Annotated in this window: 15 protein-coding genes; 10 read left to right on the top strand and 5 right to left on the bottom strand. The window is 75.1% G+C overall.

The features are described 5' to 3' along the window. Nucleotides 1–27 precede the first annotated feature (27 nt). Together ACWIX3_RS23045 and whiG are read left to right on the top strand one after the other, a co-directional pair. Nucleotides 28–963 carry a tyrosine recombinase XerC gene (locus ACWIX3_RS23045; protein ID WP_448609675.1) on the top strand — a complete coding sequence of 312 codons (936 nt, stop codon included), beginning with the start codon at nt 28–30 and terminating at the stop codon, nt 961–963. A 116-nt stretch (nt 964–1,079) separates the two neighbouring features. Continuing rightward, nucleotides 1,080–1,880, top strand: a complete 801-nt coding sequence (whiG, locus tag ACWIX3_RS23040; RefSeq protein ID WP_448609674.1) for an RNA polymerase sigma factor WhiG — start codon at nt 1,080–1,082, stop codon at nt 1,878–1,880. Nucleotides 1,881–2,081: 201 nt separating this feature from the next. Here the strand turns inward: whiG and ACWIX3_RS23035 are convergent, their stop codons facing one another. Beyond that, the gene (locus ACWIX3_RS23035; protein WP_448609673.1) at nt 2,082–2,588 is read right to left on the bottom strand and encodes a M23 family metallopeptidase; all 507 of its coding nucleotides are present in this window, start codon (nt 2,586–2,588) and stop codon (nt 2,082–2,084) included. Nucleotides 2,589–2,892: 304 nt separating this feature from the next. Here ACWIX3_RS23035 and rpsB point away from each other — a divergent pair, with 304 nt between their 5' ends. The 5 genes from rpsB (at nt 2,893) to ACWIX3_RS23010 (ending at nt 7,397) form a co-directional block, all read left to right on the top strand. Continuing rightward, nucleotides 2,893–3,828, top strand: coding sequence for a 30S ribosomal protein S2 (gene rpsB / locus ACWIX3_RS23030; RefSeq protein ID WP_448609672.1), 936 nt, complete (start codon nt 2,893–2,895; stop codon nt 3,826–3,828). 83 nt (nt 3,829–3,911) lie between these two features. After that, nucleotides 3,912–4,727 carry a translation elongation factor Ts gene (gene tsf / locus ACWIX3_RS23025; RefSeq protein ID WP_448609671.1) on the top strand — a complete coding sequence of 272 codons (816 nt, stop codon included), beginning with the start codon at nt 3,912–3,914 and terminating at the stop codon, nt 4,725–4,727. Nucleotides 4,728–4,929: 202 nt separating this feature from the next. Further along, complete coding sequence (gene pyrH / locus ACWIX3_RS23020) at nt 4,930–5,715, top strand: UMP kinase (protein WP_448609670.1); 786 nt, start codon at nt 4,930–4,932, stop codon at nt 5,713–5,715. A 70-nt stretch (nt 5,716–5,785) separates the two neighbouring features. Beyond that, nucleotides 5,786–6,343: a ribosome recycling factor gene (frr, locus tag ACWIX3_RS23015; RefSeq protein WP_448609669.1), complete on the top strand. Its 558-nt coding sequence runs from the start codon at nt 5,786–5,788 to the stop codon at nt 6,341–6,343. 19 nt (nt 6,344–6,362) lie between these two features. Continuing rightward, complete coding sequence (locus ACWIX3_RS23010; RefSeq protein WP_448609668.1) at nt 6,363–7,397, top strand: phosphatidate cytidylyltransferase; 1,035 nt, start codon at nt 6,363–6,365, stop codon at nt 7,395–7,397. On the opposite strand, the gene ACWIX3_RS23005 is transcribed toward ACWIX3_RS23010, so the two are convergent. From ACWIX3_RS23005 to ACWIX3_RS22995, 3 genes are all read right to left on the bottom strand, one after another. Next, nucleotides 7,364–8,488 carry a GNAT family N-acetyltransferase gene (locus tag ACWIX3_RS23005; protein WP_448609667.1) on the bottom strand — a complete coding sequence of 375 codons (1,125 nt, stop codon included), beginning with the start codon at nt 8,486–8,488 and terminating at the stop codon, nt 7,364–7,366. The genes ACWIX3_RS23010 and ACWIX3_RS23005 overlap by 34 nt on opposite strands. Continuing rightward, complete coding sequence (locus ACWIX3_RS23000) at nt 8,485–9,261, bottom strand: polyphosphate kinase 2 family protein (RefSeq protein ID WP_448609666.1); 777 nt, start codon at nt 9,259–9,261, stop codon at nt 8,485–8,487. The genes ACWIX3_RS23005 and ACWIX3_RS23000 overlap by 4 nt, the downstream gene beginning before the upstream one ends. 190 nt (nt 9,262–9,451) lie before the next feature. Continuing rightward, complete coding sequence (locus ACWIX3_RS22995; RefSeq protein WP_448609665.1) at nt 9,452–10,081, bottom strand: TrmH family RNA methyltransferase; 630 nt, start codon at nt 10,079–10,081, stop codon at nt 9,452–9,454. 1,368 nt (nt 10,082–11,449) lie between these two features. Between ACWIX3_RS22995 and rlmN the strand changes: the two genes are divergently transcribed. Next, nucleotides 11,450–12,679: a 23S rRNA (adenine(2503)-C(2))-methyltransferase RlmN gene (rlmN, locus tag ACWIX3_RS22990; RefSeq protein ID WP_448609664.1), complete on the top strand. Its 1,230-nt coding sequence runs from the start codon at nt 11,450–11,452 to the stop codon at nt 12,677–12,679. After that, a complete protein-coding gene (locus ACWIX3_RS22985; RefSeq protein WP_448609663.1) occupies nt 12,676–13,392 on the top strand; it encodes a VIT1/CCC1 transporter family protein in 717 nt (238 codons plus the stop codon). The genes rlmN and ACWIX3_RS22985 overlap by 4 nt, the downstream gene beginning before the upstream one ends. Before the next feature lie 106 nt (nt 13,393–13,498). Here ACWIX3_RS22985 and ACWIX3_RS22980 read toward each other — a convergent pair whose 3' ends face one another. Beyond that, nucleotides 13,499–13,825, bottom strand: a complete 327-nt coding sequence (locus ACWIX3_RS22980) for a DUF2631 domain-containing protein (RefSeq protein ID WP_448609662.1) — start codon at nt 13,823–13,825, stop codon at nt 13,499–13,501. Between the two features lie 78 nt (nt 13,826–13,903). On the opposite strand from ACWIX3_RS22980, the gene dxr reads away from it, so the two are divergent. Further along, on the top strand, nt 13,904–15,100 hold the full coding sequence (gene dxr / locus ACWIX3_RS22975) for a 1-deoxy-D-xylulose-5-phosphate reductoisomerase (RefSeq protein ID WP_448609661.1): 1,197 nt from the start codon (nt 13,904–13,906) through the stop codon (nt 15,098–15,100). Nucleotides 15,101–15,110: the final 10 nt, after the last annotated feature.

The following is a 15,110-nucleotide window of genomic DNA, read 5'->3' as shown; positions in this document are numbered from 1 at the left end:
CGGTCGGGGCCGACCGACCGTTTCCGGGTGACTGCCCGCACCGCCGACGCGCGCGCGGCGCTGCCGCCGGTGCTGGCGGAGGCGCTGGCCGGCTACGAGGAGCACCTGCGCACGCAGCGCGACCTCTCCGAGCACACCGTGCGCGGTTACGTCGGCGACGCCGTCTGGCTGCTGGACCACCTGGTCCGTCGCGGCGGCACGCGCGTCGACGACCTGGACCTGGCGACGCTGCGCAGCTGGCTGGCCCAGGGCCGCACCCGAGGGGCCGGCCGGGCCACCACCGCCCGCCGCGCCGCGGCCGCCCGGTCGTTCACCGCCTGGCTGCGCCGGGCCGGCCTCACCCCCGAGGACGTCGGCCTGCGGCTGCTCAGCCCCAAGGCGCAGCGCACCCTCCCCGACGTGCTGGCGCCCGACCAGGCCCGGGTGGTCGTCGAGTCCGCCGCCGGCGCCGAGGAGCCGGTCGGGCTGCGCGACGCGGTGGTGCTCGAGCTGCTGTACGCGAGCGGCGTGCGGGTCAGCGAGCTGGTCGGGCTCGACGTCGACGACGTCGACCGTGGCCGCCGCCTGCTGCGGGTGCTCGGCAAGGGCCGCAAGGAACGCAGCGTCCCCTACGGCGCACCCGCCGAGCGGGCCCTCGACGCCTGGCTCACCCGTGGCCGGCCCGCCCTGGCGACCGAGCGCTCGGGCCCGGCGCTGCTACTCGGTCTGCGCGGTGGCCGGCTCGACGCCCGCGAGGTCCGGCGCACCGTCCACGCCGCGGTGGCCGCCGCGCCGGGCGCCCCCGACATCGGCCCGCACGGGCTGCGGCACTCCGCGGCCACCCACGTGCTGGAGGGCGGGGCCGACCTGCGCTCGGTGCAGGAACTGCTCGGCCACGCCAGCCTCGCCACCACCCAGATCTACACGCACGTCACCGTCGAGCGGCTGCGCGCCGTCCATGCGCAGGCGCACCCGCGCGCCTGAGAGGACCGCTGCCCGTGGATGAGACAGTTGGCGTGCGCGCCACCGGATCGCGTACCACCCCCGTGCCCACCCTGAGGTCTCCCGTCAGGAGCCTCCGACAGTCGGGAGCGCAGACCGTGACCGAGGCCGCCATCCACCGGCTCGACGAGACCCCGGACGACGCCGACGCCGCGCTGGCCGAGCTGTGGGCCGCCTACGTCGCCGACCGGGCGCCCGAGCTGCGCGACCGCTTGATCCTGCACTACGCGCCGCTGGTGAAGTTCGTCGCCGGCCGCGTCGGCAGCGGCCTGCCCGCGCACGTCGAGCAGGCCGACCTGGTCTCCTACGGCACCTTCGGCCTCATCGACGCGATCACCCGCTACCAGCCCTCGCGCGAGGTCAAGTTCGAGAGCTACGCGATGGCCCGCATACGTGGCGCGATCATCGACGAGCTGCGCAGCACCGACTGGATTCCGCGGTCGGTGCGGATGAAGGCCCGGCAGTTCGAGCGCACGGTGGCCGCCCTCGAGAGCCGGCTCCAGCGCAGCCCCACCGAGGAGGAGGTGGCCGCCGAGATGGACATGGACGTCGAGGAGGTCCGCAAGTTCCTCGGTCAGCTCTCCCTGGTCAACGTCGTCGCGCTCGACGAGTTGCTCTCCGACGACGAGGGCGGCGCCCCCCGCCTGGTCGACACCCTGCAGGACACCAGCGCGCTGGACCCGCAGGCCATGGCCGAGCACAGCGAGGCCCGGCAGCTGCTGGCGCGCGCGGTCGAGCAGCTGCCCGAGCGGGAGAAGGTCGTCGTCAGCCTCTACTACTTCGAGGGCCTGACCCTGGCCGACATCGGCCGCGTCCTCGGCGTGACCGAGAGCCGCATCTGCCAGCTGCACACCAAGGCGGTGCTGCAGCTGCGCACCAAGCTCGCCGACATCGCGTGACGACGGCGTTCCTGCGGGGGGCATCGCAGGGCGGCGGCCGACCGGGGTGAGCATCGCAGCGAGCGAGGAGCGGAGCGACTGCGGAGGAAGGCTTCCAGCGGTGGCGCGAGCTGCGGCACGCGTTCGACGACCCGTTCCCCACCGTCGCGCACTTCCGGGAGGTGCTCACCGCCACCGCCGTCCAGCCCCGACGGCCCGCGGTCACCCCATCGGCAGGAGCCGGACCTCCGGCGGCTCCAGCAGCGACAGCGGGTCGAGGTAGACCTCCCCGCGCCGCAGCCCCCAGTGCAGGCAGGCCGCGACCGGGCAGCCGGCGTGACCTCCGGCCAGCGAGCCGAGCAGCGCGCCGCGGGCGACCGGTTGCCCGGCGCCGACGACGGCGTCGACCGGCTCGTACGTCGTCCGCAGACCCCCGGCGTGGTCGACGCTGACCACCGGCCGCCCGGCCACCATCCCGGCGAAGACGACGACGCCGTCCCCCGCGGCGAGCACGGGCGACCCCGCCGCTCCGGCGAGGTCCGCGCCGCGGTGGCCGGCCCCGTACCGGTCCGGCGGCGGGTCGAACGGGCGGGTCACCGCGCCGTCCACAGGTCGCGCCCAGAGGCCGGCCGGGACGTCGTCCGGCGCGGCGGGCGCGGCGACCGCTGCCCCTCCGGCCGGCAGCAGCAGCGGGACCAGGAGGAGGGCGGCGAGCAGCGGGCGACGCACCGTGGCAGCGTGCGCCCGCGGGACGCCGGACGCGGCGCCCGGCCGCGGTCTGTGGACGGCCCCGGCCGCTGGGGAGGGCCGCCGGCGGCGGGCGTATGCTGAGGAACGCGACCCGTCTGTGGCGGGTCGACTTCGCGCGTCCTGACCCCGCTGGCAGCAGCGGGACGGTCGCCACCCCGGTCCCCGCGGTCGCCCGCGGGGTCGTGGCGGCCCGGACGCCAGGGCGGAGCGCCACCCGGTGCCCGCGACAACCGAGGAGCGCGGCCCGGCGTGGCCGCGCGCAGAGACCAGAGAGGCTGCGGCCATGGCAGTCGTCAGCATGAAGCAGCTGCTCGACAGCGGCGTCCACTTCGGGCACCAGACCCGTCGCTGGAACCCGAAGATGAAGCGCTTCATCTTCACCGAGCGCAACGGCATCTACATCATCGACCTGCAGCAGACGCTCGGGTACATCGACAACGCCTACGAGTTCGTCAAGCAGACGGTCGCGCACGGCGGCACGATCCTGTTCGTCGGCACCAAGCGCCAGGCGCAGGAGGTCATCGCCGAGCAGGCGCAGCGCGTCGGCATGCCCTACGTCAACCAGCGCTGGCTGGGCGGCATGCTCACCAACTTCTCGACCGTGCACAAGCGGCTGCAGCGCCTCAAGGAGCTCGAGGACATGGAGCAGACCGGTGTCCTGGTCAGCCTGTCCAAGAAGGAGCAGCTGGGCCTCACCCGCGAGAAGGCCAAGCTGGAGCGCAGCCTCGGCGGTATCCGCGACATGCAGAAGGTGCCCAGCGCCGTCTGGATCGTGGACACCAAGAAGGAGCACATCGCCGTCGGCGAGGCCCGCAAGCTCAACATCCCGGTCGTCGCGATCCTCGACACGAACTGCGACCCCGACGAGGTCGACTACAAGATCCCGGGCAACGACGACGCCATCCGCAGCGCCGCGCTGCTGACCCGCGTGATCGCCGACGCCGTGGCCGACGGCCTCATGGCCCGCTCGGCCTCGCAGGCCAACGCCGGCCGTGAGGACGGCGGCCAGCCGGCCATCGGTGGCGACGAGCCGCTGGCCGACTGGGAGCGCGAGCTGCTCACCGGTCAGCAGGGCGACGCGGCTGCTGACGCCGCCACCCCGCTGCCGGAGACCCCGGCCGAGCCCCCCGCCGTGACCGCGGCCGAGGTCGCCCCCGTCGAGGGCGTGCCCGCCACCGGCGACACGACCACCGGCACCCAGGGCGCCCAGAACGGCTGAAAGAGGACCCCGCTGCCCCCACCGCTCGCAGGCTCGCGGCGGGACCCCGCAGCGGGGCCGAACTGACATCCAAAGGAAGAGGCATGGCTGACTTCACCGCGGCCGACGTCAAGCGTCTCCGCGACGCCACCGGCGCCGGCATGATGGACTGCAAGAAGGCGCTCACCGAGGCCGAGGGCGACTACGACAAGGCCGTCGAGCTGCTGCGCATCAAGGGCGCGAAGGACGTCGGCAAGCGCCTCGAGCGCTCGACGACCAACGGCGTCGTCGTCAGCAGGGACGGCGCGCTGCTCGAGCTCGACTGCGAGACCGACTTCGTCGCCAAGAACGCGGACTTCGTCAAGCTGGCCGAGCGCCTGCTCGACGTCGTCCTGGCGCAGAAGCCGGCCGACGTCGACGCGCTGCTCGCCACCGACGTCGACGGCCAGACCGTCGCCGCGCTGGTCGAGAGCGAGTCGGCCCGCATCGGCGAGAAGCTGGTGCTCAGCCGTTTCGTGGTCTTCGACGGCCAGACCGCCACGTACCTGCACAAGCGGGCCACCGACCTGCCCCCGGCGATCGGTGTCGCGGTGCAGTACAGCGGCGGCAGCGAGGACGCCGCGCGCAGCCTGGCGATGCACATCGCCGCGGCCCGCCCCCGCTACCTGTCCCGCGAGGAGGTCCCGGCCGAGGCGGTCGAGACCGAGCGCCGCGTCGCCGAGCAGACCGCCAAGGAGGAGGGCAAGCCCGAGCAGGCGATCACCAAGATCGTCGAGGGTCGGGTGAACGCCTACTACAAGGACTTCGTCCTCCTCGAGCAGCCGTCGATCACGGAGCCCAAGCGCACGGTCAAGCAGATCGTCGACGAGGCCGGCCTGACCGTGGAGCGGTTCGCCCGCTTCGAGGTCGGCCAGGCCTAGTACTGACGGCCCTGCTGCAGGGTCCCGCCGCGAGCGTGCGAGCGGTGGGGGCAGCAGGGTCCTCCTGCTCACCGGCCCCGTCCCTTCCCGGGACGGGGCCGGTGGCGTGTCCGGGCGGCGATGCGGGAGACCCCTGCCCGCGAGCTGCCGCACGCCCCGTGCGGCAGGATCAGGGGAACGACGTCGAGCGAGGGAAGAACCGTTGACCGACACCGCCGCGCCGCAGCACACCGCGCCCCTGTCCGCACCCACCGCCTTCGAACCCGCCGACGGCGCGGGCTACAAGCGGGTCCTCCTCAAGCTCTCCGGAGAGGCCTTCGGCGGCGGCAAGGTGGGCGTCGACTCCGGCATCGTGCAGGACATCGCCACCCAGCTGGCCGACGTCGTCCGCGGCGGCACCCAGGTGGCAGTGGTGGTCGGCGGGGGCAACTTCTTCCGCGGCGCCGAGCTGTCCCAGGCCGGCATGGACCGCCGGCACGCCGACTACATGGGCATGCTCGGCACGGTGATGAACTGCCTGGCCTTGCAGGCCTTCTGCGAGCAGGTGGGACTGCAGACGCGTGTGCAGACGGCGATCGAGATGGGCCAGGTCGCCGAGCCCTACATCCCCCGCAAGGCGGTGCGGCACCTGGAGAAGGGCCGGCTGGTCATCTTCGGCGCCGGCGCCGGCATGCCCTACTTCTCCACCGACACGGTGGCCGCCCAGCGCGCCCTGGAGATCGGCTGCCAGGTGCTGCTCATGGCCAAGAACGGGGTGGACGGCGTCTACGACGACGACCCCCGCAACAACCCGGACGCCGTTCTGTACGAGGACCTCGACTACGGCACCGTGCTGGCCAAGCAGCTGAAGGTCGCCGACGCGACCGCCATCAGCCTGTGCATGGACAACAGCATGCCGATCGTCGTGTTCAACCTGCTGGAGCCCGGGAACATCGCCCGGGCCGTGGCAGGTGAGAGGATCGGGACGCTGATCAGCGACCCGGCCTGAGCGCCGCCGCCGGCAGCCCGCAGACCCGTATCCGCGGCGGACCGCTCCGCCGCACCAGGAGGAGAGACCCGTGATCGACGACACCCTGCTCGACGCCGAGGAGCGGATGGACAAGGCCCTGTCGGTCGCGCGGGAGGACCTCGGCTCGGTGCGCACCGGGCGCGCCGCCCCGTCGATGTTCAACAAGGTCCTGGTCGACTACTACGGCGCCCCGACGCCGGTCCCGCAGATGTCGTCGATCACCGTGCCCGAGGCGCGCATGGCGGTGATCAAGCCCTACGACACCGGCCAGCTGTCGGCCATCGAGAAGGCCATCCGCGACAGCGACCTCGGCGTGAACCCGACCAACGACGGCCAGATCATCCGCGTGGTGTTCCCCCAGCTGACCGAGGAGCGCCGCCGCGACCTGGTCAAGCAGGCCCGCGCCAAGGGCGAGGACGCCAAGGTCGCCATCCGCAACGTGCGCCGCCGGGCCAAGGAGGAGCTCGACCGCATCGCCAAGGACGGCGAGGCCGGCGAGGACGAGGTGCGCCGGGCGGAGAAGGAACTCGACGACCTCACCGCCAAGCACGTGCACGGCATCGACGACGCGGTCAAGAACAAGGAGTCCGAGCTGCTCGAGGTCTGACCCGCCCGGAACCCCGCCCATGACCCCCGACCCCGACACCGGGCCGATCCCCATCGGTGGCCGGCGTCCGGCACCGCCCCCGCCGCCGCGGGCGGTCACCGAGCTGCGGACGGCACCGCTGCCCGTGCACGAGCCGGCGAACGCCGGGCCGTCCGGGCATGAGCCGGGGACGACGGCGATCGAGCCCCCCACGTCGACGACCGAGTCCATCGGCCCCGACCTGGTCCCGACGCCGACGAAGAAGCCCGGCCGCGCCGGTCGCGACATGGTCGCGGCCATCGGCGTCGGCCTGGGTCTCGGCGCGGTCATCCTGGTCTCGCTGCTGGTCTACCGGCCGGCGTTCCTGCTCGTGCTCGGTGCCGCGATCCTCACCGGCGTCGTCGAGCTGACCCGGGCGCTGCGAGCGGGGAACGCGCGCGCTCCGCTGGTGCCCCTCCTCGTCGGCACGGTCGCGATGATCGCGCTGGCCTGGACCCGCGGGGCGTCCGGGCTGGTGGTGGCGTTCCTGCTCACCGTCCTCGCCGTCCTGCTGTGGCGGCTGGGCGAGGGCCCCGTCGGCTATCTGCGGGACGCCTCGGCCGGCGTCCTGGTGGCGCTGTACGTGCCGCTGCTGGCGGGCTTCGCCGTCCTGCTGCTCGTCCCCGACGACGGCGCGGCGCGGGTGCTGGCCTTCATCGCCACCGTCGTCGGCAACGACGTCGGCGGCTTCGCCGCGGGCGTGCTCTTCGGCAAGCACCCGATGGCGCCCTCGGTCAGCCCCAAGAAGTCGTGGGAGGGGATGGCCGGCTCGATCGTCGCCTGCGTGCTGATCGCCACCCCGATCGTCACCCTCGCCCTCGGCGGGCCGTGGTGGGGCGGGGTGCTGTTCGGCGTCGCCCTGGCCGTCAGCGCGACGGCCGGCGACCTCGGGGAGTCGCTGATCAAACGCGACCTCGGCATCAAGGACATGGGGCAGCTGCTGCCCGGCCACGGCGGCATCATGGACCGCCTCGACTCGCTGCTGCCCTCGGCCGCGGTCGCCTACCTGCTGCTCTCGGTGGTCGCGCCCGCCTGAGCGGAGACCTCCCAGGTCGAGCCCACGGGGACGAACCCGCGGCGGGCGTACCAGTGCCGCGGCCAGTCGGCGGCGTCGGCCTCCAGCACCACGAGGTCACAGCCGCGGTCGGCCGCGCGGTCCAGCGCCGCGGCCAGGACGGCGTCCCCGTGCCCGCGGCCGCGCGCTGCGGGGTCGGTGTTCATCGACTCGAAGGCGGCGGTGGCACCGTCGACGCGCAGCTGCCCGGCCGAGACGACCCGGCCCTCCTCCCGGACGGCGAGGTCGACGACGGCGACGACCCGGTCGTTGCGGTGCTCCCGGCCGATGAGCTGGGCCACCACCTCGTCCAGGTCGGCCCCGGACGGCGGCAGGTCGCGCCGCCACGAGCGCTCCCAGAGGTCGTGCACCTCGGACTGGTCGACCGCCTCGGCGCGACGTCCCGCGAGGGCCGGCGTGGCGGGGCGGGCCATCACCAGCAGCTCCTCCGCCCGCCAGCCGCGGCTGGCGAGCTCGCGCGCCACGTCGCCCGCACCCGGCCAGGTCAGCGTGGCGGCGAGGTGCGGCCAGCCCGCGTCCCTGGTGACCGAGGCCGCCGCCCGCGCGACCGTGCCGGCGTCCACCGGGTCGGTGAGCACCAGCCGGTTGTCGTCCCGGGAGTACGGGAAGCGCGGATCCAGTACCGCGATCCCGCCGGGGACGTCGCGCACCTCGGCGGCCCGCCGGGTGCGCAGCGACACCGACAGCGCCAGCGCCCGGCCCAGCGCGTCCTCCGGCCGGGGGAGGACCGGTCCGGCGGGCGGTCGGTACGGGACGACGGCGACGACGGCGCTCGTGGGCAGCGGGCCCTGCAGGTGCGGGAAGCGCATGCCGGGCGGGTCGCCGGGCACGCCGGCGGCCCAGCGCACCCGGTCGGTGAGCCGCGTGGGGTCGACGACGAGCAGCACGAGGTCCCGCCGCCCGGGGAACAGGCGCCCGGCCGGCAGGTGCACCTGCTCCGGCGTGGAGAGGTGCACGAACCCCTGGTCGGGCAGGGAGGGCGGGCACAGCGCCCCGGTGTCGAGCGCCGCACGCCAGTCCGCGGGCTCGACCAGGTGGACCAGCAGGGTCACGCGGCGGCGCCGGGCAGCGGCGGGTCGGGGTCGATGCTACGGGCGCGCAGTGCCTCCTCGACCGTCTCGCACACGGTCCGCACGATGGACACCCGCGCCGACCGCTTGTCGTCGCCGGCCACGACGTGCCACCGCCCGGCGGGGGTGTCGGTGCGCACGAGCATCTCCTCGACGGCGGCCTCGTAGGCGGACCGCTTCTCGCGGTTGCGCCAGTCCTCGTCGGTGAGCTTCCAGGCGCGGTAGGGGTCGTCGCGGCGGGACTCGAAGCGGCGCAGCTGCTCCTCGGGGGAGACGTGCAGCCAGAACTTGACCAGGATCGTGCCCTCGGCCGCCAGCGTCGTCTCCATGTCGACGATCTCGCCGTAGGCCCGCTGCCACTGCTCCTCGGTCGCGAAGCCCTCGACCCGCTCGACGAGCACCCGGCCGTACCAGGTGCGGTCGAGCACGGCCATGCCGCCCCAGCCGGGCAGGACCGGCCAGAACCGCCAGAGGAAGTGGTGCCGCTTCTCGTCGAACGTGGGGGCGGCGAACTGGGCGACCCGCACGTGCCGGGGGTCGAGCTGCTCGACCAGCCGCTTGATCGCCCCGCCCTTGCCGGAGGCGTCCCAGCCCTCGAAGAGCACGCACAGGGGCGGGCCCAGCTCGCCGGGGCCGATCTGGCCGCCGAGGAACAGGCGCAGGTGCACGAGCCTCTCCTGGACAGCGGCCAGCTGCTCCTTGGCCTCCTTCTTGGACAGCCGTGCGGACAGGTCGACGTCGTCGAGACGGCTCATGCCCGGGAGCCTGGCGGACCTCCTCCCCACTGTCACCCGGAGCGCGGCCCGGTGCGGGCTGGAGGCCGCCCGCCAGGACGGAGGCAGCGGCTCGGCCCGACGGGTACGTCGCGTGCCCCGCGGTGGCGCCAGGGAGGACGACGTCATCGCGGATGAGGTCATCGCGCATGGAGGTCATCGCGCATGGAGGTCATCGCGCGTGCAGCCGGATCCACGCGTGCATGGCGATGCCTGCCGCCACCCCGGCGTTGATCGAGCGGGTGGAGCCGAACTGGGCGATCGACAGGACGCCGTCCGCGGCGTCGCGCGCCTCCTCCGAGAGGCCGGTGCCCTCCTGGCCGAACAGCAGCACGCAGGCGCGGGGGAGCGGCTCGCTCTCCAGCGGGCGGGCGCCGGGCAGGTTGTCGACGGCCAGCAGCGGCAGCCCCTCGGACCGCGCCCACGCCACCAGCGCCGCGACGTCGGGGTGGTGGCGCACGTGCTGGTAGCGGTCGGTGACCATGGCACCCCGGCGGTTCCAGCGACGCCGTCCCACGACGTGCACCTCCGCGGCCAGGAAGGCGTTGGCGGTCCGGACCACCGTGCCGATGTTGAGGTCGTGCCGCCAGTTTTCGATGGCGACGTGGAAGGGGTGCCGGCGGGGATCGAGGTCGGCGACGATCGCCTCGACGGTCCAGTAGCGGTAGCGGTCGACGACGTTGCGGCGGTCGCCGGCGGCCAGCAGCTCGGGGTCGTAACGGGGGTCCTCGGGCCACGGCCCCTCCCACGGGCCGACCCCGACGGTGTCCAGCGGGACGGGGTCCCTCTCCGCCTCGGTCACCCGGCCGACGCTAGCTCGCCGGCCCCTCCGGCTCGGGACCGCGGCAGCAGCGGACGGCAGGACGACCCGGCCGGTGTGCGCGTCCTCGCGCCGGATCCCGGCCGCGCCTCCGGGAACCGCCCGGACCCGTCGGGCAGCATGGCTCCACTCCGTTCCGTGAGACATCGATGACGTTGAGTGGCTGGAGGTGGGATGACGGCACGGCAGGACGACGGGGGAGCAGGTGACTCCGGGCCGGCCGGCACCCCGCCGGCCGCCGTCGCACCCCCGGTGGACCAGGAACCGGTGGCGGAGGGCCTCGTGCCCCGGACCGACGACTGGGAGCACGGCTGGCTGCCCGGGTGGGTGACCGCAGCGGAGCCGGACGTCGAGGACCGGGTGGCAGACCCCTCCGGGGGCGGCGACCACGGGGACGGCGGTCCGTGCGGCGCCCCCGAGGACGGTGGCCCCGGGCGTGCCGCGCCCGAGGAGGCCGCCGTCGCGCGGGGCGGGGTCCCAGGGGTCGACGGGCCGGACCCGGCCGTCGGGGTCCTCCACCCCGCAGTGGTCGCGACCGTGCGGCCGCGGGTCGTCGTCCGCCCGCGCGTGCGCCCCCGGCGTCGTGCGGCGGTCGCCGTGGTGGTCGCCCTGCTCACCGCCGGCGGCATCGCGGGCGCGACCCTGCTGGCCGGGTCCTCCTCCGGCCCCGTCCCGACCGCGGACGTGCAGTCGTCACCGGGTCCGGTCGCCACATCCACCCGGGTCGCCCCCACGACCCGGCCCCCTGATGTCGCGGACACCGTCCCGGCCGCACCGACGGCCAGCGCCACGGTGCCGGCCACCCCGGTGCAGGAGGCGCCTCCGGACCGGGCTCCTGTCCCGGTCCGCGCCGCCCGGCCCCCGGCTCCCTCCCCGGCGACCGTCCCGACCCCGGAGGCGGCTCCGTCCGTGGTCGTCCCTCCGGCGCGGCCCGGGTCGCCGGCTGCGGCGTCGACGGACCGGCCTGCCGGGTCCGCTGCGGCCCGGGTCCGGAGCGACGAGCCGGGACGTCCGCGGACGTCCCCGTCCCCGACGGCTGAGCCGACCCCCACTACCCGGACGTCGACGGCGAAGCCGGCCCCCACCACCCCGACGCCCACGCCGACCCCGACGGCGAAGCCGACGCCCACCACCTCGGCGCCCACCACCCCGACGCCCACCCCGACGCCCACCCCGACGCCCACGCCGACCCCGACGGCGAAGCCGACGGACGCCGACGGACCGGGCGCGCAGACCCCCGGGACGCCCGAGACCCCCGGTCAGGACCCCGGGGAACCGGCGGTCTGAGCGAGCGACCTCACCTGCGGCGCGGCGCACGCACCGCGAAGGGGTGGGACCATGGACGACGCCATGACTGCCCTCCCTCTCGTGTTCGACGCCCCGCGCCGGGGCAAGCCGCCGCGCCACCTCGCCGACCTCACCCGCGAGGAGGCCCGCGCCGCGGTCGCCGAGCTGGGCCAGCCGGCCTTCCGCGCCGACCAGCTCGCCCGGCACTTCTACCGGGGCGTCACCGACCCGGCGCAGATGACCGACCTGCCGGCCGCGGTGCGCGAGGAGCTCACCGGCGCGCTGCTGCCCGGCCTGCTCACACCGGTGCGGACGCTGAGCGCCGACGGCGGCCGCACCCGCAAGACGCTGTGGCGGCTGCACGACGGCGCGCTGGTCGAGAGCGTGCTCATGCGCTACCCGGACCGCGCCACCGTCTGCATCTCCAGCCAGGCCGGCTGCGGCATGGCCTGCCCCTTCTGCGCCACCGGGCAGAACGGGCTGACCCGCAACCTCTCGGCCGCGGAGATCATCGGCCAGGCGGTCGCCGCGGCCGCGGTGATGGCCGACGGCGAGGTCCCCGGCGGGCCCGGTCGGCTGTCGAACGTGGTCTTCATGGGCATGGGTGAGCCGCTGGCGAACTACGCCCGCGTCCGCAAGACCCTCGACGCGCTGGTGACGCCGGCGCCGCACGGGCTGGGCCTGTCCCAGCGCTCGGTCACCGTCTCCACCGTCGGCGTCGTCCCGGCGATCCGGCGGCTCACCGAGGAGGGGCTGCACGTCACCCTCGCGGTCAGCCTGCACGCGCCCGACGACGAGCTGCGCGACACCCTGGTGCCGATCAACACGCGCTGGAAGGTGCAGGAGGTCGTCGACGCGGCCGACGCCTACGCCGCGCGCACCGGCCGCCGGTACTCCGTGGAGTACGCGCTGATCCGCGACGTGAACGACCAGCCCGAGCGCGCCGACCTGCTCGGCCGGCTGCTCGCCGACCGGCGGGCACACGTCAACCTCATCCCGCTCAACCCGACGCCGGGCAGCCGCTGGGACGCCAGCCCGCTGCCCGCGCAGCGTGAGTTCGTGGCGCGGCTGCGGGCGCACGGCGTGCCGACGACGGTCCGCGACACCCGCGGCCAGGACATCGACGGCGCCTGCGGGCAGCTGGCCGCGGCCGACCGGAGTCCCCGTCCCGAGGCTCACCCCGAGCTCGCGAGGGGTGAGGAGGACGGGGTCCTGCTGGGCGTCCCCAGCGTCGCGCTGCCGACGCCGTCCCTCGAGCCGCCGGTCGCGCTGGGCGCTGAGGCCGACGCGTGACCTCGGAGGCCCCGGCGGCCGAGGCGCACGAGCACAGCCACGCCGACGTCTCCGGCGGCTGGCTGCGGCCCGCGGTGTTCGGCGCGATGGACGGGCTGGTCACCAACACCGCGCTGGTCGCCGGCGTCGGCGGCGGGGGAGCGTCCTCCCGCGCGATCGTGCTCTCCGGCGTGGCCAGCCTGGTCGCCGGCGCCATCTCCATGGCGCTGGGCGAGTACACCTCGGTACGGACGCAGAACGAGCAGCTCGACCTCGAGGTGGAGAAGGAGCGCCGCGAGCTCGAGCGCAACCCGCGCGGCGAGCTCGCCGAGCTGGTTCAGCTGCTGCGATCCCGCGGCGTGGACGCCGACCTCGCGCAGCAGGTCGCCGTCCAGCTGCACCGCGACCCCGACACCGCGCTCCGGCTGCACGTGGTCGCCGAGCTGGGACTCAACCCGGCCGACAAGCCCTCGCCGTGGACCGCGGCGGTCTCCTCGTTCCTCACCTTCGCCACGGGCGCGGTGATCCCGCTGGTGCCCTACCTGCTCGGCTTCTCCGTGCTCGCCGCCGCCCTGGTCTGCGGCGCCGTGGGCCTGGCCGCGGCGGGCGCGCTGTCCTCCCGCTTCACGCCGCGGCCCTGGTGGTACGCCGCCCTGCGGCAGCTGCTCTTCGGCGCGGTCGCCGCCGGGGTCACCTACGCGATCGGGCTGGCGATCGGCGTCGGCGTCAGCTGACCCCCACCGGTAGGGCAGCCCGGCGGGGCGGGATCCACCGTTGCCGGCGCGGACGACGAGAGGCCCGCCCCAACGGCAGGGGACGGGCCTCTCGGGGGGCTCGCGACTACTTGGCGCGCCAGGCGTTGCGGCGGCGCCGCCAGTCGAGCACCAGGACCAGGATCATCAGGGCGGCGATGGCCACGACCCAGAGGTCCTCGACGCGGCCCTCGTGGTTGCCGTAGAGGTAGGCGAGCATGAACAGCGTCGCGATGACCCCGCCCACGCGGCCCCACCTGCCGGTCTCGCCGTGCCAGCCCCAGTCCTCGGGGCGCTCGTGCTCGACCGGCTGGGCGCCGGCCCGGACGATGCCCTCCTCACGCCCGGGCTGGTTGACCCGCCCGGTAGCGGGGTTGTCCACGGAGATCCGCTCGCGGTGGGTCTGCTCGCTCACGCCGTCATCCTGCCAGGCCCGCCGCCGCCCCACTCCCCGAGGGACCGGCGGCGCGCCGCGGTCGGGGAGGATGCGCCCGTGGACGGCGTGCGCGAGGTGACGGTGCTGGGCTCCACCGGGTCGATCGGCCGGCAGGCGATCACGGTGGCCGAGCAGAACCCGGACCGGCTGCGGATCACCGGTCTGGCCGCCGGCGGCGGGGACGTGGCCCGGCTGGCCGAGCAGGCGCTGTCCCTCGGCGTCCGCACCGTCGCCGTGGCGCGGGCGACCGCCGCCCAGGACCTCCAGCTGGCCTTCTACGCCGCCGCCTCCAAGCGCGGCTGGTCGAGGGGCGAGTTCGCGCTGCCGGAGATCCTCGCCGGCCCGAGGGCGGCCGAGGAGCTCGCCGCCCGCCCGGCCGACGTCGTCCTCAACGGCATCACCGGCTCGATCGGGCTGCGGCCCACGCTCTCGGCGCTGCGGGCCGGCCGCACCGTCGCGCTGGCCAACAAGGAGTCGCTGGTGGCCGGCGGGGAACTGGTCACCGCCGCGGCCGCCCCCGGGCAGCTGGTGCCGGTCGACTCCGAGCACTCCGCGCTGGCGCAGTGCCTGCGCGGCGGGCGCATGAGCGAGGTGGCCCGGCTGGTGCTCACCGCCAGCGGCGGGCCCTTCCGCGGCCGCAGCGCCGCCGAGCTGGCCGACGTCACCGTCGAGCAGGCACTGGCGCACCCGACGTGGGCGATGGGCCCGGTCGTGACGATCAACTCCGCGACCCTGGTCAACAAGGGCCTGGAGCTCATCGAGGCACACCTGCTCTTCGACGTCCCCTTCGCCGACATCGACGTCGTGGTGCACCCGCAGTCGATCGTGCACTCGATGGTGACCTTCGCCGACGGCGCGACCATCGCCCAGGCCAGCCCGCCGGACATGCGGCTGCCGATCGCCCTGGCCCTGGCCTGGCCCGACCGACTGCCGCACGTGCAGCCGGCGCTGGACTGGTCGACGGCGAGCAGCTGGGAGTTCGCCCCGCTGGACGACGAGGCGTTCCCCGCCGTCGCGCTGGCCCGCTCCGCCGGGGAGGCCGGCGGGGTGGCCCCGGCCGTCTACAACGCCGCGAACGAGGAGGCGGTCGCGGCGTTCCTGGCGGGTCGGCTGCCGTTCCGGGGCATCGTCGACCTGGTCGCGCGTACCCTCGACGACGCGCCGGACCTCGGCGCCCCCACCTGCGTCGAGGACGTCCTGGCGGCGGAGGGGTGGGCCCGGCAGCACGCCGGGAGCGTGATCGCCGGAGGCTGAGCTGAGCGGG

The sequence above is a fragment of the Geodermatophilus sp. URMC 60 genome (assembly GCF_053502585.1).
Note: the sequence above shows the minus strand (reverse complement) of the source record. Positions and strands in the feature narration are given on the sequence as shown.

Excerpts from the sequence above, each read along its gene's own strand:
- rpsB (WP_448609672.1), top strand. The coding sequence starts at position 2,893 with ATGGCAGTCGTCAGCATGAAGCAGCTGCTCGACAGCGGCGTCCACTTC.
- tsf (WP_448609671.1), top strand. The coding sequence starts at position 3,912 with ATGGCTGACTTCACCGCGGCCGACGTCAAGCGTCTCCGCGACGCCACC.
- ACWIX3_RS23010 (WP_448609668.1), top strand. The coding sequence starts at position 6,363 with ATGACCCCCGACCCCGACACCGGGCCGATCCCCATCGGTGGCCGGCGT.
- ACWIX3_RS23000 (WP_448609666.1), bottom strand. The coding sequence starts at position 9,261 with ATGAGCCGTCTCGACGACGTCGACCTGTCCGCACGGCTGTCCAAGAAG.
- rlmN (WP_448609664.1), top strand. The coding sequence starts at position 11,450 with ATGACTGCCCTCCCTCTCGTGTTCGACGCCCCGCGCCGGGGCAAGCCG.